Below are 26,703 nucleotides of genomic sequence, written 5' to 3'. Positions count from 1 at the left end.
CATGCTGGTTCGCCTGATCTACGCCAGCCGCGCCGCTGCAACGATCTCGGCCGAGGCCATCGAGGCCATCCTCGTTACCTCACGCCAGAACAATGCCGATCACGGCATCACCGGCGTGCTGTGCTACACCAGCGATGTGTTCGTGCAGGCCATCGAGGGCGGGCGCGAGCAGGTGAACACGCTGTACAACCGGCTGCAGCGCGATGCGCGCCATCATGATCTGGTGCTGCTCGACTACACCGAGATCGCATCCCGCCGCTACGCCGCCTGGAGCATGGGCAAGCTGCGGCTGGACAAGATCAACCTGTCGTTGCTGCTGAAGTACTCGCCGACCGCCGAGCTGGACCCCTACACCATGCCCGGCCCGGCGACCGCCGCGCTGCTGGAGGAACTGGCGGCCACGGCTTCGTTCTGCGGTTGATGAGCACCCAATAAAAAACGCCGCAATCGCGGCGTTTTTTATTGGCTCTCGGTCGCTTATTCGGCGGTGCCGTCGATCATCTTCTGCAGCTCACCGTTGGCGTAGAGCTCCTTCATGATGTCCGAGCCACCGACGAACTCGCCGTTGACGTAGAGCTGTGGAATGGTCGGCCAGTTGGCGTAGTCCTTCACGCCCTGGCGGATGTCCTGGTCGGCCAGCACGTTGACGGCGGCGACAGTGGCACCGCAGTTCTTCAAGAGCTGGATGGCCGCAGCCGAGAAGCCGCATTGCGGGAAGGTCGGCGTGCCTTTCATGAACAGCACCACCGGGTTCTCGGTGACGATCTTGTGGATTTCGGCCTGGACGTCGCGTTCGCTCATGGCGTGCCTCGAATTAGTCGATCAAATTAGTCGGGAATTGTAGCGATTCGCCATGGCGCCGACAAGCAACGCTTACGGGCGGATGCCGCCGCTCACGCGATCGAGTCCGGCCAGGTCGGTCCACGTCTGCGCCTCGACGAAGCCTGCGGCGGCGAGCAGCGCCCGGCTGGCCGGCCCCTGGTCGTAGCCATGCTCGAACAGCAGCCAGCCCCCGGCGCTTAGCCGGGCCGTCGCGCCGGCGATGATGGCACGGATATGGGCGAGGCCATCCGCGTGGTCGGTCAGGGCATCGATGGGCTCGAAGCGCAGGTCGCCCTGGGTGAGGTGGGCATCGCCCGCCACGATATAGGGCGGGTTGGAAACGATGAGGTCGAACTGCGCGTCGGCGAGCGCCGCGTACCAGTCGGACTGACGCAGCACGATATCGGCATCCAGCGCGGCCGCATTGCGCGCGGCGATGGCGAGCGCGTCGGTACTGATGTCAACAGCGCTGACAATGAGGTCCGGGCGCTCCAGCTTCAGTGTGACCGGGATGCAGCCGGAGCCGGTGCCCAGATCGAGCACCACCGCGCCTTGTGGGGCGCGCGCCAGTGCCAGCTCGACCAGCAGCTCGGTCTCGGGTCGCGGGATCAGCACGCCGGGGCCGACCGCGAAGTCGCGGCTATAGAATTCGCGCACGCCGAGCAGGTATGCCACCGGCTCGCCCGCACGCCGCCGCGTGGCCAGCGCCGCGAAGCGCGCGATTGCATCATCGGCGAGCGGCTCGTCGTCATGCGCCATCAGCCACGCGCGGTTGACGCCGAGCACCTGCTGCAACAGCAGTCGGGCGTCGACGCGGTCTATGCCGCTTTCGGCGATCAGGGTACGGGCTGTGGTCATGGCGGTTTCGTACAATTGAAGCGCGGATTGTCCGTGTGGGCCGGGGCGACGGCAAGCAGCGGCAGGCAGACCGACGGCTGGCCATGTTGTTGGCATGAAACACTCGCAAAAGAAAGCGCTTTCACGAAAAGGCCGCCTGTAGTACAAACGACACCGCCGGAGCGGAAACGGCTTGTCGGAAAGTGGCAGGCATGAAAAAAATCCGCCCGAACAACGACTCCGCCGAGAGTCGAGACGCCCAAGAGCCAAAGTGCCGGGGCAGACAAGAGACCAGAGAGTGTGGATGAAGCCGCGGCGCGTTCGTGCCGTGTCCACCGCGTGCGCCTTGGCGCCGCGTCCAGCCCGCTCCTGGCCAAGAAGCACCGCCGAAAAGGCGGGCCGGAGAGTGGAAAAATGAAGCAGTCGTATCGCAGCCGTGCCTGGTCGCCGCTGTTGGCCTTGCTGCTGGTGGGGCTTGCCGGCGAAGCCGCCGCGGCTTGCCGTGGCAGCTGGGCCGAAGGCAGCACCTATCAGGCGGGCGACACCGTGAATTACGGCGGCGCCACCTGGACCGCCCTGGTGACGCACACCGCCTATGCCGGCGCCGGCTGGAATCCGCAATCGACGCCCAGCCTGTGGCGCAGCGGTGGCAGCTGCAGTATGACCCCCCAACCGACCCCCGTCCCCACGCCAGCGCCGACCCCGGCACCGAGCGGCATCGTCTGCCTGTTCGAGCACGCCGATTACCAGGGCGCTTCCACCTGCTTCGGCGTCGGAAGCGGCAATCTGCCGGGCGGCTTCAACGACAAGGCGTCATCGGTGCGGGTACAGCCCGGCTATATGGTCGATCTGTTCGAGCACGCCAATTTCGCCGGTCGTGGCCTGACGCTGCTGGCCGCCGAAGCCAATCTCGGCAATCGCCAGTTCAACGACCTCGTCACCTCCTACCGCGTGGCCGCCGCACCAGCCCCGACGCCGACACCGGTGCCGGCCGGTGGCGCGGTCTGCTTTTACGAGAACACCAACTACGGCGGCAATTCGTTCTGTGCCAACGAGGGCGCGGCCGAGGTGCCGCCGGGCTGGAACGACATCGTCTCGTCGGTGAAGGTGCAGGCGGGTTACCAGGTGACGCTGCGCGAGCACACCGGCCAAGGTGGCCTGTCGACCACGCTGCGCGCCGACAATACCAATCTTGCCAGCATCGGCTTCGACAACCTGTTGACCTCGTTCACCGTGGCCCGCGCCGGTACGCCATGCACGACCAACTGCGGCGGCGATGCCGACGTGACCGCGGTGGCCATCAGCAACACCAGCGGTGGTGCACCGGTGAAGGGCGATGCGCTGCGCCTGCGCCTGACGGTACGCAGCACCAGCGGCGGTACCTTCACGCTGCGCCCCACGCTCACCAGCAAGCGCTTCAACGACTTCGCCGGCGTGGCGCTCGGCCAGACCAGCATCGTGCTGGCTGCGGGCGAATCGCGCCAGATCGTGCTCGATGCCGGCCCATTCCTCAACGACACCGCGCTGCGCAAGCAGTATGCGATCGGTCGCGGCGACTACCGTGTCGAGGCAGTGCAGATCGGCCTGCAGGATGGCCGCACCCTCAGCGACAACAGCTACAGCGGGCGCGATTTCAGTGTTGGCGGCAGCAACGTGGTGTTCAACGCCGTCGTCTACAACCAGGATTACTTTAACCAGATCCGCGAAACGCGCAGCGTTTCCGCCTATCTGACCGAGGCCTTCACCCGCGCGTCCGACGTGTTCACGCCGAGCAATCCGGAAGCCACAGCCGGCAGCTACGCCCGTTACAACGGCGGCTTCGACCAGATCGAAAACGTGCGCCAGCTGTTCCACGGCATCCCCGGCTACAACAGCGCCGCCAACACCGGACTGGGCCACTGCGAGCGTGCGGCCGAGTACGCCACCCAAACGCTGGGCCTGACCCGCACCTGGAATCCGGGCAGCACGCCGACCCACGTCGACCATCACGGCTTCGATCTGGTCGTGGCGCTCGACGGTGCCTTCGGTGGCGGCGTGGCCTGCTCGTGGCTGAATACGCAGGTGAGCGGGTTGTTCAGTTTCGATCTCAGCCGCAATCGCTCCCAGATCGTTGCCGTGCATGAGACCGGCCATGTGTTCGGTGCACCGCACTGTGATCCGCTGCAAAGCTACGTGATGTGCGCTGGCGAGAAGCACGCGCGCTATCAGAACGAGGGCATTTTCGTCTGGCTCAAGGACTCGGTGGACAAGATGACGAAACGATTTGACTGAGGCCCGGTCTAGCAGGGGGCTGCGGCAGTCGCAGCGCCTTGCAGGACAGGGTCCAGCCCCGGTTTCGGGCTCGCTACCCGTACCCTGCGCACTCTGCGCGACTCCAAGGACCACCCCACGGTCAGTCGGCGAGGGCTGACCGCTCTGGTCCCATCCTGTTACCCCCTCCCTCACGGGAGGGGGCTTTTTTTGTCAGCCTGCCCGTTGATCGGATATTTCCTAGACGATCGGTCTAGTTGGCGTTAAGCTCTCGCCATGAAATCCGACCGTGCAACCGATACCCGCGACCACCTGCTGGCCACCGGCACCGACATCATCCTCGGCAAAGGCTTTGCTGCGGCCGGGCTCGCGGAAATCCTCGGTGCGGCCGGGGTGCCCAAGGGATCGTTCTATCACTACTTCGATTCCAAGGAAGGCTATGGTGTAGCGCTGCTCGAGCGCTATTTCGCCGAATCACTGGCGCGGATCGACCGCTTGCTGGCCGACCGCATGTTCGATGGTCGCAGCAAGCTGGAGCACTATTTCGCCGGCTGGACTGCCGAGCCGGGGCAGGCGGACAGCTGCGGCAACCGCTGCCTCGCGGTGAAGCTGAGTGGCGAGGTCTGTGATCTTTCGGACGATATGCGGCGCGCGCTGGAAGCCGGCATGGGCCGGGTGACCGAACGGCTGGCCGCGATCATCGTGCTCGGCCGGGCCGATGGCTCGATTGCCGCAGGGCCCGAGGCGGCACAGCTGGCCGGCGCGCTGTACCAGTTGTGGTTGGGATCCGCGCTGATTGCCAAGGTGCGGCACAGCGCCGAGCCGTTCGTGATCGCGCGGCGCGGCACCGCGACATTGCTTGGACTCAAGGAGCGCTGAATGCCCTATGTGAACATCAAGGTGACCCGCGACGGCGTGACATCGGCGCAGAAGGCGGAGCTGATCGCCGGCGTGACCGAACTGCTGCAGCGCGTGCTGAACAAGAACCCGGCCACCACAGTGGTGGTGATCGACGAGGTGGAGGCCGAAAACTGGGGCATCGCCGGCGAACAGGTCAGCGAGCGTCGTAAGCGCGGCGCCTGAACCCATTTACCTTCCCAGCCTGCGGGCTGGTTTTTTTGATGCATTTTATAGACGACCGGTCTAATTTAGGAGCGAGTAATGACGACAATCGACAAACTGCTGACCCCGGTACGCGTGGGGGATTTCACCTTGGCCAACCGCGTGTTCATGGCACCGCTGACCCGGTCGCGCGCCAGCCAGCCGGGCGATGTACCCAGTGCCTTGAACGCCCGCTACTACGCGCAACGGGCGACCGCCGGCCTCATCGTGACCGAAGCGACGCAGATCTCGCGCCAGGGCCAGGGCTATGCCTGGACGCCGGGCATCTATAGCGATGCGCAGGAAGCGGGCTGGAAGGCGGTGGTCGACGGCGTGCATGCGGCCGGTGGTGCGGTGTCGCTGCAGCTGTGGCACGTCGGCCGCATCTCCAACCGCCTGTTGCAGGAAGACGGCCAGGCACCGGTTGCCCCGTCCGCCCTCCGCGCAGTCAACTCGAAGAGCTTCGTCGTGCAGCCGGACGGCACGGCCGGCAATGCGCCGACCGATACGCCGCGTGCGCTGGAAACCGCGGAGCTCCCCGGCATCGTGGCCGACTACGCGGCCGCGGCACGCCGTGCGGTCCGTGCTGGCTTCGATTTCGTCGAGATCCACGCTGCCAATGGCTATCTGCTGCACCAGTTCCTCGCCACCGGCGTGAACCAGCGCACCGACCAATACGGCGGCACCCTGGAAAACCGTGCGCGCCTGCTGCTGGAGGTGGTCGATGCCCTGGTGGCCGAGATCGGCGCTGCCCGCGTCGGCGTCCGTCTGTCGCCCAACTTTGTCGCTCACGATATCGAGGATGCCGAATCGGAGGCGGCTGCCATCTACCTCGCGCAGCAATTCAGCCGGCGCAAGCTTGCTTATTTGCATATCGCCGAGCCGGACTGGGTAGGCGGCCCGGCACTGACGACCGAATTCCGCACGGCCCTGCGCCAGGCCTTTACCGGCGCACTGGTGTTCTGCGGCAACTACACCGCCGAGAAGGCCGAAGCGCTGATTGCCGCCGGCACCGCCGATGCCGTGGCTTTCGGCCGCCCCTATATCGCCAATCCCGATCTGGTGAAACGCTTTGCCCAAGGTGCGGCGCTGAACACGCCGGACCCGAGCACGTTCTACGGTGGCGCAGAACAGGGTTATACCGATTACCCGGCGCTGGCCGACTGAGCGCACGGCGGCAACATCCCGCTTGAACCGGTACTGGCCCGGCAGGACGCCGGGCCAGTGCTCTGCCGGGATGATCAGTCGGCGAGCGCCGCGTTGATCGCGCCGAGCAGTTCACGCTGCGGATCGTGGGCGTACTCCCAGATCGTCAGGCCGCCGAGCCGTTTGTCCTTCAGGTAGCGCACCTTGTGGCGCAGGCTCTCTGCATCCTCGTAGCTGATGAAGGTATCGCCGTTGTACAGCCATGGCGCTTTGGCTACGTCATCCCAATGGCGGACATAGCCGGGCTGGCCCAGGTAACCGACTTTGATCTCGCTCCAGGCGAGATCGCTGCCCGCCGCGCCGAACTTCTGGAACAGCCCGTTCTGTACGTTGGCTACGCCTTTCCAGACCGGACCATAGAATGGCACCCCCATCAGCAGCTTGGCCGGCGGTACGCCGGCATCCAGGTAGGTCCGCATCGCCTGGTCGGTGCTCCAGCCGCCAAAGGCCGGATCGTCCGGGCGCTGATATAGGTTGGAGAAATGCCCGGTATTGGCGCTCCAGCTGCCGTAGGCACCATAGGCGGTCACCGTGAGGAAATCGACGCTGCGCGCCACCCGGGTCAGATCGTTCTTCTGGCCGAACCACGGGCCGGCCGGCACGGCGGCGGTGAGCTGGTAGCGGCGCTGGGTGCGCTTGGATAGGGCGTCGAGCGCGGCGCGGGTTTCCTCGAGCAGCAGTGGGTAGTTGTCGCGATCCTTGGGATCGGTCTTGATCGGCAGGCCCCAGTCCGGCCCCACCGGATATTGCCATTCGATGCCAAGGCCGGAGAGCCGGTGACGCTCGACCAGCGCAATGGCGCTGGCAATGAAGCGTTGCCGGCCCTCGGCCGTCATTGCCATCTGCGAGTAGCCATTGGCGCCCCAACCGCCGATCGCCAAGTTGATCCTCAGCTTGGGGTAGCGGCGCTGCAGCTTGGCAACCTCCTGCCACAAGCCCTTGAACACCGGTTGTGGCTGGCCGTCGTTGCCGATGCGTGGCTCGGTGTCCGGCAGATAGACCTCACCATTGGCACGCAATGCGGCAAAGGCGATCGTGAGCTGGGTGATGTCCTTGCCGGCGATGTCGTCCGCTCGCCAGTGGCGCCCGTCGGGCAGCGGCCAGGTACGGATATAGGCGGCGACTTCCGGTCGGTCCACGCGCTTGTCCGTGCCTGCGACGGCAGGGGCGATGGCTGCGGCGGTCAGCAGCCAGCCCAACAGCAGGTTGCATATCTTCATGTTATTTCCTCCATCGGTGGTGTGCGGGATGTCCCGGGCACCGCTGCATTTGGGCTGCACGCGATGCCGAGCCCATTGTTGGGCAAGACGCGGGAGGTGCCGCAGAACAGGGCAATGGAGGAAAGGGCGCGGGCCCGAGAGTGCAAGCACAGTCAAAACCCGCGCAGTACAGCGAGATGCACAGGCCCGTGGCACGCGCCACGGGTCTGGCAATTACAGCGATTTACTTGCGCTGGCGACGACGCGCCGCGATCAGGCCGACGAGGCCAAGGCCCATCAGTGCATAGGTTTCCGGCTCCGGTACCGGCGCGATGGTTAGGTTGGGGGCGAAGCCTCCGCCCACCGCGCTGGAGGTGAAATAGACGTAGGGGTTGTCCTGGTCGATGCGTTGCAGCGTGATGCCGTAGTTGGCGAAGCTGCCATTGGCCCAGCCCTGTACCAGCGCGCTGATATCGACTGAACGACCAACTTCCGTTTCGTTGTCGGAGATGCTGAGGATGGCTGCCGGCGTGGCATCGAAGCTCGGGCGGCTCGCCCAGTCGCTGGTCACGCCTTCCCAGGCGCTGGTATTGCGGTAGATGCCGAACTGGGCGCCGTTGCCCCAGTTGAACTGGTGGTAGAGATTGAGCTGGGCTTGCAGGCTGGTGCCGGCAAACGACGAGACATCGAACTGCAGCAGACCCACGTTCTGGTAGGCGGTGGTCCAGTTCACCGTCAGGTGGTTACCCGCGACGCCGCCATCGTGGAAGCCATTGAAATAGGTCATGCCATTGGTCACGTTGGCGACATGACTGGCGTTGACGGTGGCCGGAATCAGCGCGGCATGCGTGTAGCTCGCCGCCAGCAGCAGGAGCGCCGTTGCAACGGCGTTCAGTTTTTTCATGATGATCCTCTGTTTGAATGTAGTCATGGCGTGTGCACGCGCCACAATGCTTGCCTGCAGCCCTTGCCGGCCGAAGTACATGCCATGAAAGTTTGTGCCTGATTTGTTGCAAGCTTGCGGCGGTGCATTATCGCCGAATGCCAACGGGATGCCACGCTCCGACCAGCGACCAGATATCCGGTCGCGCTTGTGCTGCAGGGTGGTGGGCGTGGCGACTTCAGCCCGCGTATTTTCGGATGATGCCGATTGCGCCTTGCGGGCCACCACGCTGCAAATAGTGGCCTAGCTCATCGGAGAAAAGCAGATTGCGCTGCTGGAGTGCCAACAGCAGTGCATCGAGTTCCGCTTCCTTGCCTGGCGGCATCAGCTGGGCAAGTTTTCCATGCTTCCAGCGCTCGACCAACGCGCGGACAAATTGGGTATTCGGCGCGTCTGGCGCCGATGCGTGCAGGCGATCGAACTGTTTCAGCACTGCGGAGAAATGCAGTGGTGCTTGCGGTGTCAGGCTCAGTGCTTTTTCCCACAGTGCGGGTGCCGCATCCTGCTCCAGGGTGTCGAGCGCTCGGAACAACTGCTCGAAATCGAAGTTGGCGCGGCTGATAGGACTCGGAAGCAAGCTGAAGCTTGCCCAGATGCACAGGCCGAGGCACGCGCTGAACACCAGGATGGGCTCGCCGAGCGCAAGCGGCCCGACCATCGTGGCCAGCCAGGTCAACTGGTCGATACGCGCGGCCTCAATGGCGACGGTGAGCAGCGCCGCGACGATCAGGGAGACGACGATTTTCATCAGACATTGGCTTCGATGCGATTGATTGTGGCGGCTTGCCTCAGTCGGCTTCCGTTCGGCTCACCAGCTCACAATCCCAGCGCCACGCCATAGGCCAGTGCCACCTCGCGCAGGTGATCGAACCGACCGCTGGCACCGCCGTGGCCGGCATCCAGGTTGGTGATGAACAGCAGCGGGTTGGCGTCGGTCTTCAACGTGCGCAACCGGGCCACGTACTTGGCCGGCTCCCAGTACATCACCTGGCTGTCGTTGAGCGAGGTGCGCACCAGCATGGCCGGGTAGGCGGTGGTGGCGAGATTGTCGTACGGCGAGTAGGCGCGCAACCAGCCGTATTGCTCGCGGCGATTCGGATTGCCCCATTCCTCGTATTCACCCACCGTCAGCGGCAGGTCCGGGTCCAGCATGGTGGTCAGCACGTCGACAAAGGGCACTTCCAGGATGGCGAGACGGCACAGGTCGGGCCGCTGGTTGAGCACTGCGCCGATCAGCAGGCCGCCGGCGCTGCCGCCTTCGATCACCAGTTGTTGCGGCGTGGTATGGCCGGTGGCGAACAGGTGTTCGGCGCAGGCGATGAAATCGCTGAAGGTGTGATGCTTGTTGGCGAGCCGGCCGGCATCGTGCCAGGTCTTGCCCAGATCGCCCCCGCCACGGATATGGGCCACGGCGTAGCTGAAGCCGCGATCGAGCAACGAGAGCCGGCTGGACGAGAAATACACGTCGTTCGGCGCGCCGTATGCACCGTAGCCTTCCAGCCAGAGCGGTGCCGGCAGCGTGGCATCGCGGCGGCGCACCAGCGAGATCGGCACCTGCGTGCCATCGGGTGCCGTCGCCCACAGGCGTTCGCTCGCATAGTGTGCCGGATCGAAATCGCCGAGCACCGGGCGGCGTTTTCTCAGCGTGCGTTCGCGGCTGGCCAGGTCGTAGTCGTACACGGTGTCCGGCGTGGTCAGCGATTCGTAGCCAAAGCGGTAGGTGCGGCTGTCCCACTCGGCGTTGGCGCCGCCGGCAAGGCTGTACACCGCCTCGTCGAAGGCGACGGTGTGGTGTTCGCCGCTGGCCAGCTCGGTTACGACCAGTTGACCAAGGCCGTTCACCCGTTCGTGGCAGACCAGGAAATCGCGGAACAGATCGACCCCTTCCAGCATCACGCCATTGCGCTCCGGCAGGATCTCGGTCCAGCTCGGTGCCGCGCCGATGGCGCCGTGGTCGGGCACCGTCACCAGGCGGAAATGGCGGCCCTGGTCGTTGATGCGCAGCCAGAACCGGTCGTGGCCATGCTCGACGCTGTATTCGATGCCGGCACGGCGGCGTAGCAGTACGCGCCAGCGTCCCAGCGGGCGCGTGGCCGGCAGCACGCGGATCTCGCTGGTGGTGTGGCTGCCGGATTGGCAGATCAGGAAGCGTTGGCTGCGGCTGAGGTACACATCGACGCCGAAGCGCGCGTCACGTTCCTCGCGCACCAGCACCGGTACGGCGCTGCCGCGCTGCCAGCGCCACAGCTGATTGGAGCGCTTGGTTTCCGCATCCTCGGTGGTGAAGAACAGCGTGCGGTTGTCGAGTGCCCACGCCGCCGAGGTGACCCGCTCGGCGCTGAAATCGAGCAGCGCGTCGCTGGCGAGATCCTTGATGCGCAGCGTGTACTGGCGGTAGCCGGTGGCATCGGTGCTGTACGCCAGCCATTGGCCATCCGGGCTGATCTCGAATTCGCCGACCTCCATATAGGGTTGGCCGGCGGCGAGCGCGTTCACGTCGAGCAACAGCTGCTCGGGCTCGCTCTGCCAGTCGTCCGTGGCGTGCCAGCGCTTGCGGCACAGCAGGGGGTACTGGCCGCCCACCTCGTAGCGGTAGTAGTACATCCAGTCGCCCAGCCGGTAGGGCACCGAGCTGTCATCCTCGCGAATGCGCGCCTTCATTTCGGCGAACAGCGTGTCCTGCAGCGGCTTGCTGTCCGCCATCACGACCTCGGCGTAGGCGTTTTCCGCCTGCAGATAATCGAGGACGGCCGGATCGTCCTTGTCTCGCAGCCAGTAGTAGTCGTCGATGCGGGTCTCGCCGTGCTTTTTCAGGCGACGCGGGCGGCGGGGAGCGATGGGAGGCAGGGGCATGACGTACTCGGTCTAGGCAAAGACGCAGCATAGCGTTTTCGTCTGCGCTGCGGCGAAGGCGGCTTGAGTACCTAGGCGTGATAGGCAGTTACACTGCTGCACCTGCCGTGGACGAGATCAATGTTGACCAACCCCAGCAAATCCGAGCTGTTGATCGCTGCCACGTGTGCGCCCCTCCTCGCGCATCTGCTGGTGCACTTCATCTTGGTCACGGCCGTCTTGATCGGTTCGGGCTGGCGCAGCGCCAACGAGATTGGCCTTGCGATGGCCGTGGTCCTCGGCGTGGATTTGCTGGTGAACTATGTCGTGTTGTTTGCCGTGGGGCTGCCGCTGATTCTGTTGTTGCGTCGTTTCAACCTCGCCAAGCCGCTGCTGCTGATTTCGGCAGGCTTTGTGGCTGGGGCTGTGCCGTTTGCCTGGGTGACGGCACTCGAGAGCGGAGGTGGATTCGGGCCGCTGGTCATCGGTGGTTTTGGCGGTGCCATCGGTGCGCTCACCGCCGGCTGGCTGTGCGCGCTCGCGCACTGGCAAGCCTGCAGGCGCCTTCAGATTCGCGTGCTGTAAAGATTCAGCCGGTGCGGCCCGATTTGGAGCGGCGGGTGGCGAAATCCTGGGTGCCAAGGCCGTCCTTGTATTGCAGCTTCACGCGAAAATGCGTGCCGGTGGAGCCGTCGGGCTGATTGACCTTCACGCCGCCCTGGCTGGTCGGGCCCATATAGCCTTTGACGGCGAATTTATGGTTGTTGGCGAGGCCGCTGGCATCGGCCAGGGACGGCCCAACCTTGGCTTGTCGATTCAACTCGGCTTGCAGGCCACCGGCAAAGGTCTTGTCCCAGTTCCCCGCCTTGTTGGCCACGGTGCCGCTGGCGTAGCTGGACTTGAGCGATTTCACGCTGCTGAACTTGATCTTTTTCTCGGTGCCGCTGTAGCAGGAATTGGCGCGCAGATCGGTCTGCGCTGTCACGCCAAGACCGAGCAGCGTGCTGGCGGTATGTTCGGTCGATGCCCTCTCCTTGACCTGGGTGGTCGTGGCGCTGGGTTTGCCGACCGATTCGACACGCTTGTTCTTGCCCATGCGCATCTGCGCCTGCGCATCGGACAGTACCTCGGCATCCGAGCTGATCGAATGCTTGCCTGGCGAGCCGTGACCCTGCACATAGAGCCGCGCGTTTTCCACACCCTGCATGCTCATGCGCGCGCCGGTCAGGCTGGAGTAGCCGGACAGGGTCTGCAACGCCTTGCGTTTGGCGTTGGACGCGCTGTCGACGCCGGTGACCTTGGTGAGTTCGTCGTCGACGCGTTTGCGAAAGCTGATGCGCTGTTGATGGTTGAGGAACACCGGCTGCACCGCGAGTTTATTTCGGGATTGCTTGTGGCGCGCCATGCCATAAGCGTTGTTGAACAGGTTCTCGGTATGGTCGAGCGGCGACATGATGTAGTGCTGCTTCGGCCGCTCCTTGATCTGGCTCGGATTGACGAAGGGCTTGGAGAGATCGGTGCCGGTCTTTTTCAGGCTCTGGCGCTGTTGCGCGAGGAAATCACCGTGGGCATCGGTCTTGGCCGGTTTCGGCAGTGGCGTGGTCGGTTTCAGTGCCCGGCGTGCGGCGACGAGGTCGATGCCGCCCAGCAGGCTGGCATGTTGGTTGCGCTTGTTGCTGCTGTCACTCATGGCACGGTCCGGTGGGCGCGATACAGGGCATGTTAGCCGCCGGTCGAAACTACGCCAATGACATAAACGCCAACGACTTTGACGTGTTGCCGCCGATGGCTAGCGCGGGTCGAGCGGAATCCAGAGCTCGCATTGCCGATCCGGTCGGTCTTCATCCGAGCGCTCGTCGTAGCGCTCGAAGCATGGGGCGTGGCGCTGGCTGCGCCCGCTTCGCGGCAGCCAATTGCTCAGCGCGTAATCCCAGCATGCGCTGATTGCGGCACCAAATGCCTGCTGATCCGCGGCCGGCGCACTGAGGAACACCGCATATTCGCCAGCGGGTAGCGCGACGGCAGCCAGTCCGTCCGGTGGCGCATTGCCGGCGGTGACTTCGACACCGATCAGATAGTCGAGCGCCATTGTGTCGTGCTGGAAAGCGGTGACTGCGCCGAAGCAGGCATGTTCGCCAGCCTGCCGGTACGGAATGCGCTCGAACAGGTGCTCGTGCATCGCCTTTTGCCAGGCGGTCGGGATATCGATGACATTGCGGCCGTCGTGCAGCGTGGTGTGGACCATCAGACCATGCAGCAGTGCGCCGGGATGCTGGACAAGCGTGGGTTCCATAGGGGGTCCGCGATGGGGGGAGTACCCCATTCTTGGCTGGCATCGCGCACTGGGCAAGGGGAGGGCGCCAAGCTGGCAAGCCCGGAAAAGCGTCAATCGGGCGTGTTCACGCCAATGCGGTCGCGGCCTTGGTGCTTGGCGTCGTACAGCGCGTGGTCGGCGCGCGAATACAGCGCATCGAAGCCCAGGTCGCCGCGCTGGCGTTCGGCAATGCCAATGCTCGCAGTCACGACGAGGTGCGGATCGTTGGCCACGAGATGTTGCTCGCGCAAGGTGGTGAGGATGCGCCCGGCCAGGGCCTGCGCCTCGGCAATGCCGGTATCGGGCAGCAGCACGGCGAATTCCTCGCCGCCGACCCGGCCGACGAAATCCTCGCGCCGTACGGCGTCCTGCAGCAGGCGGCCGATCGCTCGCAGCACGGCATCACCGGCTGGATGGCCATGGCGGTCGTTGATGTCCTTGAAGTGATCCAGATCGAGCATCATCAGCGTCAACGGCCGCTGGTGCCGTTGCGCTGCAGAGCAGGCCTGCATCGCCAGCTCGAAGAAGTGGCCGCGGTTGGCAAGGCCGGTAAGTGCATCGGTGATGGATTGCAGCCGCAGCTGCTCCTTCAGTTCGTAGAGCTCGGTGATGTCGGACGAGAAGCCGATCAGCGTCCGTGTCGGCCCGGCAAGATCGAATGGCACCTTGTGCGACCAGTAGTGTCGCAGCTTGCCGTCGGGGCTGGCCACGCATTCCTCGCCGGCCTGGCTCTGGCCGGTGGCGAACACGTGCTGGTCCAATTGCCAGAACTGGTCGGCAATGGCGGGCGACACCAGTTCGATGTCGCGCAAACCGGCGATCTCGGCCTGGTCGCGGCCGAACACTTCGGCGACCTTCTGGTTGGCATAGACGAAGCGGCGCTGGTCGTCCTTCATGTAGATCAGCGCGTCGACATTGTTGAGCACGGTTTCCAGCAGCGTCTGCTGCTGTTGCAGGCGCTCCGCGGTGGCTTTCTGCTCGGTGATGTCGGTGGAGACGCCGCACATGCCGATGATGTGTCCGGCCTTATCGCGTACCGGCTTCTTCACCGTCCAGTAGATGCGCTTCTCGCCGCTGGTCCGGATGAAGTTCACTTCCTCGCGCACCACGGTCTCGCCGGTTTCCAGCACGTAGTGATCGTTCTGGCGTAATTGGTCGGACACGGCGAGGTCGAAGAACACGCTGTCGTCCTGGCCCACCACTTCATCGAGCGAGAGGCCGAACAGCTGCAGCACGCGGCGGTTGACGTAGGTGTAGCGCCCCTGCAGATCCTTGGCGTAGATGTAGGCGCCGATTTCGTCGAGCACCGTTCGTAGGCTCAAGAGCTCGGCCAGTGGATCGGAAGGCGCAGGGGCGGGGTCAGGCATGATGGCGCTCGCATACGAGGTGCGCAGCGCACCTGTTACAGCATAGCGAAGTTCCGCCATGCGGCCAGCGCCTGCTGGCCGCGGTAACAGTTCAGCCGGGCAGCGCGCTGCCGAAGGCTGCGGCATATTGCGTTGCGAGTTCGTGCCGGTTGAACGTGTGGTTCTGCGCGCCGCGTTCGGCGATCTTGATCGAGCCGAGCAAGGACGCCAGCCGGCCGGTGGTCGGCCAGTCCCAGCCGCGGCGCAGGCCATAGAGCAGGCCGGCGCGGAAGGCATCGCCGCAGCCGGTGGGATCGACCACCGCGGTGGCCGGTACTGCAGGGATGTCGTGGCGCACGCCGTCGGCGTAGATGTGCGCACCTTCGGCGCCGAGCGTCACGATCAGCGCCTTCACCTGCTGCGCCAGCGTTTGCAGAGTGAGCCCGGTTTTCTGCATCACCATTTCGGCTTCGTAGTCGTTGAACGATAGGTAGTTGGCCTGGCCGATCATGGTCAGCAGTTCCTCGCCGCTGAACATCGGCAGGCCCTGGCCTGGATCGAAGATGAAGGGAATGCCCGCTTGGTGCAGCTGCGTACAGTGTTCCTGCATGCCCTGCTTGCCGTCGGGCGAGACGATGGCGAGCTCGACCGGTACCGCGAGTTCGTTCACCCGGTTGAAATGCGAAAAGCCCATCGCGCCGGGGTGGAAGGCGTTGATCTGATTGTCGTCCAGATCAGTGGTGACAAAGCACTGCCCGGTGAACTGCTCGGCCAGCTCGCGGATGCCGTCGCGGCGAATACCCAGCTCGTCGAGCCGTGCGGCGTAGGGCGCAAAGTCGCTGCCGGCGGTGGCCATGATCAATGGATCGTCGCCCAACAGCTTCAGCGTGTAGGCGATATTGCCCGCGCATCCGCCGAATTCCCGCCGCATCTCGGGAACCAGGAACGAGATCGACAGCATGTGGATCTGCTCGGGCAGGATGTGGTGCTTGAAGCGGTCGGGGAACACCATGATGGTGTCGTAGGCGAGCGAGCCGCAGATCAGCGTGGCCATTGTCGGTAACTCCGATGGATTGTCGTGCGCGATTATGCCACTCGTCAGGGCCCTCGACCGCACAGCCCGGCAGGGACAGGCTGCTTTTACACCCGTGTTAAGCTCCAACTTGAATATAACTTTACAAAAAACGGGATGTATGGAGATTGTGCTCGATCTTGAGCTCACGATCGCCGGTGTGTGGGCCGCGATCGGGCTGATGGCCTGTGGCAGCTTGGCGCTGCTGGCGCTCGGTCACCGCGAGCGCGGCTTGGCCATGCTGGCAAGTGGCGCCGTTGTTGGGTTCGGTGGCAGCATTGTCTATTTCTTCGATGCGCCGCCTGCCGCGTTTGCGGCGTTGGTGCTGGCCGATGCGCTGCTGTTGATCGGTGGCCGTGCCTATCTCGGCCAAGCCACGCAATACCTTACAACGCTGCCTTGGCCTCTGTTATCGATTGCTGTTTATTCTTACAGCTTTCTTCAACAAAAGACAGCCTCGGTCCAGGGTCTGTGCTTCGCCTTGTCCATCCTGCCGCTGGCACTGATGCATGTCAGCTCGCTGATGCCGCGGGTGGTCGAGGAGCGCTGGGCTCCTCCACGCCAGCTGTTTGCGGTGGCCCATGTGGTGCATGCGGCCTATTGGATCGCGGTGGCCATGGCCTGGCTGGTCGGTTCGCCGGGACAGTGGGCGCAGCTGCCGTTTGCCTACCTGCCGCCGCTGGCGATGTTGCTGGTGTCTGCCATGGCCTGGCCGCAGTTGGTCAGCCAGCGGCTGCGCTCGCGGATTTCGCGGCTGGCACGCTTCGACGCGCTCACCGGCGCGCTGAATCGGCGCGGCCTGGAAGAAGCTGCGCTGCGTGAGCTGCGTCGCGTGCGCAAGCACCAGGGCCAGCTCGGCCTGTTGCTGATCGATATGGATCGCTTTCGTACCTTGAATGGTCGCTATGGTCATGGCGCCGGCGATGTGGCGCTGCGCGCCTGTGCCGATGCGGTGCGCGAACACGTTGGACGCAGTGCCTACCTCGGCCGTGTTGGCGGCGAGGAATTCTGTATCGTGGCGCCCGGCGCTGACGAGGCGGAACTGGATACACTGCTTGCCAAGGTCCGGCTGGCGGTGGCGGATCTGGAAGTGGAGTACGACGATCTGTTGATCCGTTTCTCCGCCAGCGCCAGCCTTGCACGCTTCGGCCAGGACGGCACCGACTTCGACACGCTCTACCGGGTGGCTGCCAAGCGGATCTCGCATGAGAAAAAAGGCCCGATCGCCTTTGCCGACACCGCGCCGCAAAGCGTTGTGGCTGCCTGAAGCCGTAGTTGCCCCCTGCCTTGGACGGCCCCGCTCGCGGGGCCGTTTCGTTTTTGGGCACAATACAGGCAAGGAGGGGGCATGGACAGCTTGAACGTGATCGGGGCCGGCAAGTTGGGCCGCACTTTGGCTCGCGCCTGGCATCAGGCGGGAACGTTGGCGATCGGTGGCGTGCTGTGCCGGACGCCGGCGCACGCCGCAGACGCCGTCGCTTTCATCGGCGCCGGCTCCGCCGCCGCGACGCTCGCATCGCTGCCAGTGGCACGCTGGTGGCTGATCGCCACGCCGGACGATGCCATTGCCGAAGCCGCGATCCAGCTAGCTGCGAGTGGCTTGATCCGGCAAGGTGACGTGGTGTTCCACGCCAGTGGCGCGCTCGATGCGATGGTCCTGCACGCCCTTGCCATGGCAGGCGCGTCGACCGGCAGCCTGCACCCGGCGCTGAGCTTCGCCGAGCCCAGCCGCGCATTGCTGCAGTTGCCGGGTACGCCATGTGCGATCGAAGGCGCGGCGGCGGCTGAACTGGAAGCGTTGGCTGCCGCGCTCGGCGGTCAGCCGTTCCGTCTGGCACCCGGTGGCAAGGCCTGCTACCACGCCGCCACGGTGCTGGCGTCCAACTACTTGGTCGCCCTCACGGCGCTGGCCGCCGAGGCCGCGACGGCGGCGGGTCTGGGTGAGTCGCAAGCACTTGCAATGCTCGCCCCGTTGATGCGACAGACGTTGGATAACGCGCTGACGCTAGGCCCGTCCGGTGCCTTGACGGGGCCCATTGCTCGTGGCGATGTCGACACTGTGGCCCGCCATCTCGCTGCCCTGCCGCCCATGCTACAGCCTGCTTACCGTGTGCTTGGCCACGCCACGGTGGCACTGGCGGCAGAACGGCTGCAGGCTGACGTCGCGGCCCGGCTTGATACGCTGCTTGCGGGTACCGCCTCGCCAAGGTGAGTGCCACGCGTCGGCGAAGTGCTGTGCTTCCCTGTGGCCACGTTGTGCATTAGCATCGGCTGAACAATGACGGGGGAATCGAAATGCGCCTGGCGCCGACCATGTGGCTGGCTGGCCTGCTGCTGGTACAGCAGGCCGTGGCATGCACTGCGGTGGCCGACCCCTGGCTGACGCTGGCGGTCGCGATCCGTGAAGGCCGGGGTGAGGCACTGTCCTGCCTGCTGAACCAGACCGGCATCAATGCCCATGATCCGAGCGATATCTGGGAAAGCGCACCGCTGCATCAGGCCGCTCGCTATGACCGCCCAGCGCTGATCGAGCAGCTGCTGGCGGCGGGTGCCGATATCGATCTGGAGAATGCCGTCGGCGAGACTGCCTTGCTGGTCGCCATCAAGCGCGGTGCCAGCGATAGCGCTGCCACCTTGTTGCTGGCGGGCGCACGGTTCACCACGGTGGACGAGGAAGGGCGCACGCCACTGTTCTGGGCGGTGGCCGGAGACGATGTGGCCATCGCCAGCCTGCTGCTCAAGCTCGGCGCCGACCCCGACCAGATCTACACCAGCGGTGAGCAACCCGCGCGTATCCGAGACTATGCTGCAAAACGCGCTGTTCCCAAGATGATGCAACTGTTCGAATCAAACCGGAGATAAGCATGCTGCAACGAACCCTGCTGGCCTTTGCCATGGTGGCTCTCGCCGCAACGGCTTCCGCTGCCGTCTACAAATGGGTCGACGAGAATGGCGTCACCCAGTACAGCAGCGAGCCGCCGCCGAACAAGAAAGCCAAGGAGCTCAAGGTGCAGGGGGGCAATACCTTCAGCTCGGGAAAGACTCCTAATGTGGATGCTGAATCGAAGCAGCTTGCCAACGAGATGGCCGAGGGCATGATGAAGGTGAAGCCAGGCGGCACGCTCGATTGCGCCAAGGCGGTGGAGAACAGCCACTACAGCCTGGACCAGATGCTGGAGACCGGCCGGCGCAATGTGAAGAGTGGTCAGGTCAAGCAGGCGGATTACGACAAGATGGCGCCGCTGCTGACCAAGGCGCGTGGGCGGATTTCCGAGTCGGAGTGCCGGTCGAGTTCCGGCAAGACCAAGGACTTCTATACCTGCATGTCGAGTGGCTATAACCTTGCCCTCGCCTGCATGAAGGAACATGGCTACCAGTAGGCATGGCGGACATGAACGAGAAAAAGCCGGGCAATGCCCGGCTTTTTCATGCGCGTTGCGATCAGGCGGCTTTCTGATCGATCAGATGCACATCGGCGCCGCCGATGGCGATGCGGCGCGGCTTCAACGCCTCGGGCACTTCGCGCACCAGGTCGATGTGCAGCAGGCCGTTGTCGAGGCTGGCGCCAACGACCTTGACGTGGTCGGCGAGGCTGAAGCGGTGCTCGAAATCGCGCGCGGCGATACCGCGGTGCAGGTAGGTGGACTTGGTTTCGCTGCGCTGGCGGCGACCGGTGACCTTGAGCACATCGCGCTCGGTTTCCAGTTCCAGCTCGTCGCGCGAGAAGCCGGCAACGGCCATGGTGATGCGGTACTGGTCTTCGGCGACCAGCTCGATGTTGTACGGCGGGTAGCTCACTTGCGCATCGCTGCGTAGCGCGTCGTCGACCAATTGGGCAAAGCGGTCAAAGCCGATGGCGGAACGGTACAGCGGAGCAAAGTCAAAAGTTGCCATGATCGAATATCCTCGTTGAAATTCAAGCGATATGTGGTTAACAGACCTCAACGTGAGCGTCCGTTAACCACTAGATCGGTGCATGGCATCGTATTTCAAGAGTACCGCTGGTCAGCGCTGTTCATCGCTGCGGCCGTTCTGCCTGGGTTGGTCATCGCAGCCGGTGCTGGGTCGTGCGCGGATTGGTCGCTTATCTATCAAAAGTCCCATACACGAAGCCTTCGAATCGCCGGGGTTTGGCTCCCAACCGCACGGCTCAAGGCCTTGCGTCGTCGCAAACGCAGCCAGCCAGCCAGCCCACCGAAACCGAGCAGTGCATAGCTGGCGGGTTCCGGTACGGGAGGGGCAATAAAGGATATGGAAATGCGGGGATCAAAAAATATAGAGCCGGTGGTGCCGAAGTAGGGCTCATATATTAGGTCCCTTGTTAAATAAGCATTGGCAAAAAAATTTGTTTTCTTGGCAAAGCTACCATCGAACTGAAACTGGTGTTCATAGGGGTTGATCGTGGTCTTTATTTCCGAATATCCGCCCTTGAATTGGGGGAGCCATGGGTCAGGATGCTCACCGTAGTTGAAGCTGTAATCCCTTGGGGATGAAAAATAGGCTTGGTTAATCGACACATAGGCATATGCGCCTGCGAGGGCTGCAAGATAAACCATTTCGCCGTCGTAACGGTTGGCGCTGTGGTCTTCAGTTTCAAGTTTTCCATGGCGGAACGACAACAAATGAGCGCCCATTAGGGTGCCACTTGCCGCTGCTTCGGCTGAATAAATTGCACTGCTAGAGTGCGAAACATGTTGCATGTCAAACGTCAGATCATATCTGGTATAGCGAGTGCCGCCATAGAAAACGTCATAACTTTTTCCTGCTACAGTAGCGCCATCAATAGGTATGCGAGTTCCGGTGTTTGGATCGTACACACCGTTTAATTTTAGCCATCTTGAATAGTCAGAAAATGCAGCATTGGCGCTAGGACTCAATACGAGTAGTGCGGAATAAATGCCCAGCAATGCCAGATATTTCTTGCGCAGCATACGGCCTCCTCGGGCAGAAAGTGGGAAGCCAAATCTAGAGCGCATGACCGAGCGGGATATAGTGCCATCCGACCAAAGGTGCGGTCGGAAATTTCATATCAGCAATTGCTTGCACAATTTAAGAACAGCAAGCTTGCAAATAACAGGATTTGAGGTCAAACGTGTGCTGGTTTTCGGCGAACAGGCGGCTGCGCTTCGTGCGCGCTCGACAGGTTTTCTTACGGAAGGCCATTCGTCATATGCGAACGGCAATTGACCGCTGTAGCGATCCGTATGTCACTGGTGTGAATCGGCCGGGCATTTCAAGTGGCTTGTTGAAGCACCCGACTACAAGCCGGGTGCGCCAAGGCCGCAGGTTCAGGCCAGGAACAGTCGGTATGCCAGATTCCCGCTCTCGTCCCAGTGCGGGTAGCCGAGCTTTTCCAGGAAGGCGGCGAACGCTTCATCGTCGTTGGCGGGCACCTGGATGCCGACCAGCACACGGCCGTAGTCCGCGCCGTGGTTGCGGTAGTGGAACAGGCTGATGTTCCAGTTGCCACCCATCTGGTTGAGGAAGTTCATTAGCGCGCCCGGGCGCTCCGGGAATTCGAAGCGCAGCAGGCGCTCATCCTTGGCATGCGCCGTACGGCCGCCGACCAGGTGGCGGATGTGCATCTTGGCCACGTCGTTGTCGGTGAGGTCGATCGCGGGCAGGCCATGGTCGGCCAGTCGCGCGATCAGGTCGGCCACTTCGCCGCGGCTCTGGATGGCGAGGCCGACGAAGATGTGCGCCACATTGTCGTCGGCATAGCGGTAATTGAACTCGGTGACGCTGCGTGCGCCTAGCAGACTACAGAAATCGCGGTAGGCACCCGGCTTTTCCGGGATGGTGACGGCGATGATGGCTTCGCGCTCCTCGCCCATCTCGGCCTGCTCGGCCACATAGCGCAGCCGGTCGAAGTTCATGTTGGCGCCCGAGGCGATGGCGACATAGGTCTGACCCTGCTGGCCGGTGCGTTGCGTCCACAGCTTGGCGCCGGCGATGGCCAGCGCGCCGGACGGCTCCAGAATGGAGCGGGTGTCCTCGAACACATCCTTGATCGCCGCGCACATCGCATCGGTATCGACCAGGATCACCTCGTCGACCAGGTTTTGGCACAGGCGGAAGGTTTCCTCACCGACCTGCTTCACCGCCACCCCATCGGCGAAGATGCCCACCTGCGGCAGCTGTACGCGCTCGCCGAGCTTGAGTGACAGGTACATCGCGTTGGCGTCGGTTGGTTCCACGCCGATGATCTTCACGTCCGGGCGCAGCCGCTTGATATAGGCCGCCACGCCGGCGATCAGGCCACCGCCGCCCACCGGAATGAAGATCGCGTCGAGCGGGTCCGGGTGCTGGCGCAGAATCTCCATTGCCACCGTGCCCTGGCCGGCGATCACTTCGGCGTCGTCATATGGGTGGACGAAGGTGGCGCCGGTTTCCTCGGCGATCTTGATCGCGTGCAGGTAGCAATCGGAATAAGAATCGCCGATCAGTACCACCTCGGCGCCGCGGCGGGCCACGGCGTCGACCTTGATGTGCGGCGTGGTCGCTGGCATCACGATGGTGGCGCGACAGCCCAGGTGTTGTGCCGACAGCGCCACGCCCTGCGCATGGTTGCCGGCCGAGGCAGTGACCACGCCGCGCTGCAGCTCGGCGGCGCTGAGCTTCACCATCTTGTTGTACGCGCCGCGGATCTTGAAGCTGAACACCGGCTGCATGTCCTCGCGCTTCAGGTACACCTTGTTGCCGATGCGGCGCGACAGGTTGGGCGCGAGTTCCAGCGGGGTTTCCACCGCCACGTCGTAGACGCGGGCGGCGAGGATGCGTTCAAGGTAATCGGGAGTCGGCGCGGGCATGGCGATGTCGGGCGTGGTGGGGGTAAGCGCTTGATTGTACGGCAAGCCTCCCTCGCGCCGCGAGCACAGTGGCGCGCCGATTACGGCGGTGCAGCGTCCGGCCGAGAGGTGTCGATTCAGAAGGGGATGGCCATGCAACGGGGCACCGATCCGATACCCCGTTAACCGGTTACGCCGCGTACCCCAGGTTCGGTGCCAGATCGCGTTCCGCCTGCGCGAGGCTCACGCCGCGACGGCGGGCGTAGTCCTCGACCTGATCCTGCGCGAGCTTGCCGACGGCGAAATACTGCGACTGCGGGTGGCTGAAGTAGAAGCCGGATACCGCGGCCGTCGGCAGCATGGCGTAGCCTTCGGTCAGCGTCATGCCGATGGCGTTGGCGTCCAGCACGCGGAAGAGGTCGGTCTTGGTAGTATGGTCCGGGCAGGCCGGGTAGCCGGGGGCGGGGCGGATGCCGACGTATTTCTCGTCGGTGAGCTCGTCCACGCTGAGTGCTTCGCTGGCCGCGTAGCCCCACAGTTCCTTGCGCACCTTCTCGTGCATGTACTCGGCAAAGCCTTCGGCGAAGCGGTCGGCCAAGGCTTTCACCATGATGGCGCTGTAATCGTCGTTGGCGTCTTCGAACGCCTTCACGTGTGGATCGATGCCGATGCCGCCGGTCACGGCGAAGGCACCGATGTAGTCCTGCTTGCCCGAGGCCTTCGGCGCAATGAAGTCGGCCAGGCACCAGTTAGGTTTGCCGGCGGCCTTCACGTTCTGCTGCCGCAGCGTGTGCCAGGTCATCAGCGGCTCGCCGCGGTTCTGCGGGTCGGATTCCGGATGGTAGATTTCGATGTCTTCGTCCACCGCATTGGCCGGGAACAGGCCGATCACGCCGTTGGCGGAAATCCAGCGTCCAGCGACCAGGTCCTTCAGCATGGCCTGGGCATCGGCAAACAGCGCGCGCGCCGATTCGCCGACCACCTCGTCCTGCAGGATCTTCGGGTATTTGCCGAACAGCTCCCAGGCATTGAAGAACGGGCTCCAGTCGATATAGGGCTCGATCTCTTCCAGCGGCACGTTCTCGAAGCGCAGCACGCCAAGCTGCTTCGGTACCGGCGGGGTGTAGCCGGCCCAGTCGAAACCGGTGGCCGGGGTGAAGCCGTTGTCGCGCGCAGCCTGCAGGCTTAGGAACCGGGTGCGGTCCTTGCCTGCGTGAATGGTGCGGATGTTGTCGTACTCGGCTTTCACCTTGGCGACGAACTCGGGCTTGAGCTCATCGGACAGCAGGCTGGAGCACACGCCGACGGCGCGGCTGGCGTCGGGCACGTAGATCACCTGGCCGTTCTGGTAACCCGGCTCGATCTTCACGGCAGTGTGCACCTTGGAGGTGGTCGCGCCACCGATCAGCAGCGGCAGGTCGAACCCGAGCCGCTGCATTTCCTTGGCCACATGCGCCATTTCCTCCAGCGACGGGGTGATCAGGCCAGAGAGGCCAATGATGTCGGCGCCGACCTCGGTCGCCTTGTCGAGGATGGTCTGGCACGCGACCATCACGCCCAGGTCGAACACCTGGTAGTTGTTGCAGCGCAGGACCACGCCAACGATGTTCTTGCCGATGTCGTGCACGTCGCCTTTCACCGTGGCCATCACGATCTTGCCCTTGGCCGGCGCATCGGCAAGGCCCATGCGGATTTTTTCTTCCTCGATGAACGGCTCCAGGTGCGCCACCGCCGCCTTCATCACGCGGGCGGATTTCACCACCTGCGGCAGGAACATCTTGCCGGCGCCAAAGAGGTCGCCGACGTGGTTCATGCCCGTCATCAGATGGCCTTCGATCACGTGGATGGGGCGCTCCACGCTCTGTCGCGCCTCCTCGGTGTCCTCGACGATGAAGGTGGTGATGCCCTTGACCAGCGAATGAGTGATGCGCTCCTGTAGCGGCAGCGTGCGCCAGCTCAGATCCTCGCCGGATTTCTGCGCGGCGTCGCCACGGAACGATTCGGCCAGCGCGATCAACGCCTCCGTGTCCGTCATTGCATCAGTTCCGTCCATCAGCACCACGCGCTCGATAGCGTCGCGCAGGTTGGCCGGCACCTCGTCGTAGTTCTCCAGCGCGCCGGCGTTGACGATGCCCATCGTCATGCCGTTTTTGATGGCGTGGTAGAGGAACACTGCGTGGATGGCCTCGCGCACCTTGTTGTTGCCACGGAACGAGAACGACACGTTGGAGACGCCGCCGGAGATCTTGGCGTGCGGCAGGTTCTGCTTGATCCAGCCGGTGGCCTCGATGAAGTCGAGGCCGTAGCGCGCGTGCTCCTCGATGCCGGTGGCCACCGCGAAGATATTGGGGTCGAAGATGATGTCGGCCGGGTCGAAGCCGACCTCGTCGACCAGGATGCGGTAACTCTTCTCGCAGATCTCTATTTTTCGAGCATACGTGTCGGCCTGGCCGACTTCGTCGAACGCCATCACGATCACGGCGGCGCCGTACATCTTCAAGAGGCGCGCATGGTGCTTGAACGCCTCGACGCCTTCCTTCATCGAAATCGAGTTGACCACGCACTTGCCCTGCACGCACTTCAGGCCCGCCTCGATCACGTCCCACTTTGACGAATCGATCATGATGGGCACGCGGCTGATATCAGGCTCGGCGGCGATCAGGTTGAGGAAGGTGACCATGGCCTTGTGGGCATCGAGCATGCCCTCGTCCATGTTGATGTCGATCACCTGCGCGCCGTTTTCCACCTGCTGGCGGGCCACTTCCAGCGCGGCCGGGTAATCGCCATTCAGGATCAGCCGCGCGAACGCCTTGGAGCCGGTGACGTTGGTGCGCTCGCCCACGTTCACGAACAGGTCGCCATCGCCGATGTTGAACGGCTCAAGGCCGGAAAGCCGGCACTTGGGCTCGATCTCGGGAATCCGGCGCGGCGGCAGATCCTTCACTGTTTCGTAGATCGCCTTGATGTGTGCCGGCGTGGTGCCGCAGCAGCCGCCGATGATGTTCACCAGCCCCGATTCGGCCCATTCCTTCACCTGTGGCGCCATGTCTTCCGGTAGCAGGTCGTAGCCGGTGGGTGCCAGCGGATTGGGTAGGCCGGCGTTGGCGTGTACCGAGACGAAGGTGTCGGAGATGCGGCTCATCTCTTCGACGTATGGGCGCAGCAGGTCCGGGCCGAGCGCGCAGTTCAGGCCGAACGAAATCGCGTCGGCGTGATGCAGCGAGTTGTAGAACGCCTCGGTGGTCTGGCCAGTCAGCGTGCGGCCCGATTGGTCGGTGATGGTGCCGGAGATCATCACCGGCAGTTCTTCGATGTCCGGCCGGTCGGCAAAGTATTTCTTGATCGCGAACACCGCCGCCTTGGCGTTCAGCGTGTCGAAAATCGTCTCGACCATCAGGATGTCGGCGCCGCCGGCCACCAGGCCGTCGATCGATTCCAGGTAGGCCTCGACCAGTTCGTCGAAGGTCACGTTGCGGTAGCCGGGGTCGTTCACGTCCGGGCTGATCGATGCGGTGCGACTGGTGGGGCCCAGGATGCCAGCGCAAAAACGCGGCTTGTTCGGATTTTTTGCTGTTTCGGCCACGCACAGGTCTTTCACTAACTTGGCGGCGGCGTGGTTGATCTCCCACACCAGCGCTTCCATGTCGTAATCGGCCATCGCCATGCGGGTGGCGTTGAAGCTGTTGGTCTCGATGATGTCTGCGCCGGCCTCGAGATACTGCTGGTGGATTTCCGCGATGATCTGTGGCTGGGTCAGCACCAACAGGTCGTTGTTGCCTTTCAGATCGCTGGCCCAGTCGGCGAAGCGCTCGCCGCGATACTGCTCCTCGGTCAGCCGGTACTGCTGGATCATCGTGCCCATGCCGCCGTCCAGCATCAGGATGCGTTGGTTCAACAACTGGTGCAGCTGCGCGGTGCGGGTGGACATGGTCGATTGATTCGTAAGCGAAAACGGGCAATTTTATCACAGCAGACCCGCCTTCTCGCCCGGCG

Annotated in this window: 24 protein-coding genes; 10 read left to right on the top strand and 14 right to left on the bottom strand. The window is 63.7% G+C overall.

Annotated features, from left to right (window positions below; all coding sequences use genetic code 11):
• Position 1: 1 nt before the first annotated feature.
• On the top strand, positions 2-421 hold the full coding sequence (locus tag FLM21_RS00850) for a BLUF domain-containing protein (RefSeq protein ID WP_148713752.1): 420 nt from the start codon (positions 2-4) through the stop codon (positions 419-421).
• 56 nt (positions 422-477) lie between these two features.
• Here FLM21_RS00850 and grxD read toward each other — a convergent pair whose 3' ends face one another.
• Both grxD and prmC read right to left on the bottom strand, forming a co-directional pair.
• A complete protein-coding gene (gene grxD / locus FLM21_RS00845) occupies positions 478-801 on the bottom strand; it encodes a Grx4 family monothiol glutaredoxin (RefSeq protein ID WP_148713751.1) in 324 nt (107 codons plus the stop codon).
• 72 nt (positions 802-873) lie between these two features.
• On the bottom strand, positions 874-1,680 hold the full coding sequence (gene prmC, locus FLM21_RS00840; protein ID WP_148713750.1) for a peptide chain release factor N(5)-glutamine methyltransferase: 807 nt from the start codon (positions 1,678-1,680) through the stop codon (positions 874-876).
• Between the two features lie 393 nt (positions 1,681-2,073).
• On the opposite strand from prmC, the gene FLM21_RS00835 reads away from it, so the two are divergent.
• From FLM21_RS00835 to FLM21_RS00820, 4 genes are all read left to right on the top strand, one after another.
• Positions 2,074-3,930, top strand: a complete 1,857-nt coding sequence (locus FLM21_RS00835) for a peptidase inhibitor family I36 protein (RefSeq protein WP_148713749.1) — start codon at positions 2,074-2,076, stop codon at positions 3,928-3,930.
• Between the two features lie 255 nt (positions 3,931-4,185).
• Entirely contained in the window at positions 4,186-4,788 is a 603-nt protein-coding gene (locus tag FLM21_RS00830; protein WP_148713748.1) for a TetR/AcrR family transcriptional regulator, read from the top strand.
• Positions 4,789-4,992: a 2-hydroxymuconate tautomerase family protein gene (locus FLM21_RS00825; RefSeq protein ID WP_148713747.1), complete on the top strand. Its 204-nt coding sequence runs from the start codon at positions 4,789-4,791 to the stop codon at positions 4,990-4,992.
• 78 nt (positions 4,993-5,070) lie between these two features.
• The gene (locus FLM21_RS00820) at positions 5,071-6,177 is read left to right on the top strand and encodes an alkene reductase (RefSeq protein ID WP_148713746.1); all 1,107 of its coding nucleotides are present in this window, start codon (positions 5,071-5,073) and stop codon (positions 6,175-6,177) included.
• A 74-nt stretch (positions 6,178-6,251) separates the two neighbouring features.
• Here the strand turns inward: FLM21_RS00820 and FLM21_RS00815 are convergent, their stop codons facing one another.
• The 4 genes from FLM21_RS00815 to FLM21_RS00800 all read right to left on the bottom strand — a co-directional run bounded on the left by FLM21_RS00815 (position 6,252) and on the right by FLM21_RS00800 (position 11,211).
• Positions 6,252-7,436 (bottom strand): glycoside hydrolase family 18 protein, encoded by a 1,185-nt coding sequence (locus FLM21_RS00815; RefSeq protein WP_148713745.1) that lies wholly within the window; start codon positions 7,434-7,436, stop codon positions 6,252-6,254.
• Between the two features lie 223 nt (positions 7,437-7,659).
• Positions 7,660-8,319 (bottom strand): DNRLRE domain-containing protein, encoded by a 660-nt coding sequence (locus FLM21_RS21020; RefSeq protein ID WP_222846740.1) that lies wholly within the window; start codon positions 8,317-8,319, stop codon positions 7,660-7,662.
• A 217-nt stretch (positions 8,320-8,536) separates the two neighbouring features.
• Positions 8,537-9,106, bottom strand: a complete 570-nt coding sequence (locus FLM21_RS00805) for a hypothetical protein (RefSeq protein ID WP_148713744.1) — start codon at positions 9,104-9,106, stop codon at positions 8,537-8,539.
• A gap of 68 nt (positions 9,107-9,174) precedes the next feature.
• Positions 9,175-11,211 carry a S9 family peptidase gene (locus FLM21_RS00800; protein WP_148713743.1) on the bottom strand — a complete coding sequence of 679 codons (2,037 nt, stop codon included), beginning with the start codon at positions 11,209-11,211 and terminating at the stop codon, positions 9,175-9,177.
• A gap of 120 nt (positions 11,212-11,331) precedes the next feature.
• On the opposite strand from FLM21_RS00800, the gene FLM21_RS00795 reads away from it, so the two are divergent.
• Complete coding sequence (locus FLM21_RS00795) at positions 11,332-11,775, top strand: hypothetical protein (protein ID WP_148713742.1); 444 nt, start codon at positions 11,332-11,334, stop codon at positions 11,773-11,775.
• A gap of 4 nt (positions 11,776-11,779) precedes the next feature.
• On the opposite strand, the gene FLM21_RS00790 is transcribed toward FLM21_RS00795, so the two are convergent.
• From FLM21_RS00790 to FLM21_RS00775, 4 genes are all read right to left on the bottom strand, one after another.
• Positions 11,780-12,880, bottom strand: coding sequence for a hypothetical protein (locus FLM21_RS00790; RefSeq protein WP_148713741.1), 1,101 nt, complete (start codon positions 12,878-12,880; stop codon positions 11,780-11,782).
• 99 nt (positions 12,881-12,979) lie between these two features.
• Entirely contained in the window at positions 12,980-13,483 is a 504-nt protein-coding gene (locus FLM21_RS00785; protein WP_187360031.1) for a GyrI-like domain-containing protein, read from the bottom strand.
• 92 nt (positions 13,484-13,575) lie between these two features.
• A complete protein-coding gene (locus tag FLM21_RS00780; RefSeq protein WP_148713739.1) occupies positions 13,576-14,871 on the bottom strand; it encodes a sensor domain-containing diguanylate cyclase in 1,296 nt (431 codons plus the stop codon).
• Between the two features lie 91 nt (positions 14,872-14,962).
• Positions 14,963-15,904, bottom strand: a complete 942-nt coding sequence (locus FLM21_RS00775) for a carbohydrate kinase family protein (protein WP_148713738.1) — start codon at positions 15,902-15,904, stop codon at positions 14,963-14,965.
• Between the two features lie 139 nt (positions 15,905-16,043).
• On the opposite strand from FLM21_RS00775, the gene FLM21_RS00770 reads away from it, so the two are divergent.
• The 4 genes from FLM21_RS00770 to FLM21_RS00755 all read left to right on the top strand — a co-directional run bounded on the left by FLM21_RS00770 (position 16,044) and on the right by FLM21_RS00755 (position 19,302).
• Positions 16,044-17,189, top strand: coding sequence for a GGDEF domain-containing protein (locus FLM21_RS00770; RefSeq protein WP_187360030.1), 1,146 nt, complete (start codon positions 16,044-16,046; stop codon positions 17,187-17,189).
• Between the two features lie 81 nt (positions 17,190-17,270).
• On the top strand, positions 17,271-18,134 hold the full coding sequence (locus FLM21_RS00765; RefSeq protein ID WP_148713736.1) for a Rossmann-like and DUF2520 domain-containing protein: 864 nt from the start codon (positions 17,271-17,273) through the stop codon (positions 18,132-18,134).
• An 83-nt stretch (positions 18,135-18,217) separates the two neighbouring features.
• Positions 18,218-18,784 carry an ankyrin repeat domain-containing protein gene (locus tag FLM21_RS00760; RefSeq protein ID WP_148713735.1) on the top strand — a complete coding sequence of 189 codons (567 nt, stop codon included), beginning with the start codon at positions 18,218-18,220 and terminating at the stop codon, positions 18,782-18,784.
• 2 nt (positions 18,785-18,786) lie between these two features.
• Complete coding sequence (locus tag FLM21_RS00755; protein ID WP_148713734.1) at positions 18,787-19,302, top strand: DUF4124 domain-containing protein; 516 nt, start codon at positions 18,787-18,789, stop codon at positions 19,300-19,302.
• Positions 19,303-19,363: 61 nt separating this feature from the next.
• Here the strand turns inward: FLM21_RS00755 and FLM21_RS00750 are convergent, their stop codons facing one another.
• From FLM21_RS00750 to metH, 4 genes are all read right to left on the bottom strand, one after another.
• Positions 19,364-19,816, bottom strand: a complete 453-nt coding sequence (locus tag FLM21_RS00750; protein ID WP_148713733.1) for an Hsp20 family protein — start codon at positions 19,814-19,816, stop codon at positions 19,364-19,366.
• 197 nt (positions 19,817-20,013) lie between these two features.
• Entirely contained in the window at positions 20,014-20,853 is an 840-nt protein-coding gene (locus FLM21_RS00745) for a PEP-CTERM sorting domain-containing protein (protein WP_187360029.1), read from the bottom strand.
• Positions 20,854-21,210: 357 nt separating this feature from the next.
• A complete protein-coding gene (ilvA, locus tag FLM21_RS00740) occupies positions 21,211-22,731 on the bottom strand; it encodes a threonine ammonia-lyase, biosynthetic (RefSeq protein ID WP_148717406.1) in 1,521 nt (506 codons plus the stop codon).
• A 169-nt stretch (positions 22,732-22,900) separates the two neighbouring features.
• Positions 22,901-26,638, bottom strand: a complete 3,738-nt coding sequence (metH, locus tag FLM21_RS00735; protein WP_148713731.1) for a methionine synthase — start codon at positions 26,636-26,638, stop codon at positions 22,901-22,903.
• Between the last annotated feature and the right edge of the window lie 65 nt (positions 26,639-26,703).

The sequence above is a fragment of the Chitinolyticbacter meiyuanensis genome (assembly GCF_008033135.1).
GTDB classification, from domain to species: Bacteria; Pseudomonadota; Gammaproteobacteria; order Burkholderiales; family Chitinibacteraceae; genus Chitinolyticbacter; species Chitinolyticbacter meiyuanensis.
Note: the sequence above shows the minus strand (reverse complement) of the source record. Positions and strands in the feature narration are given on the sequence as shown.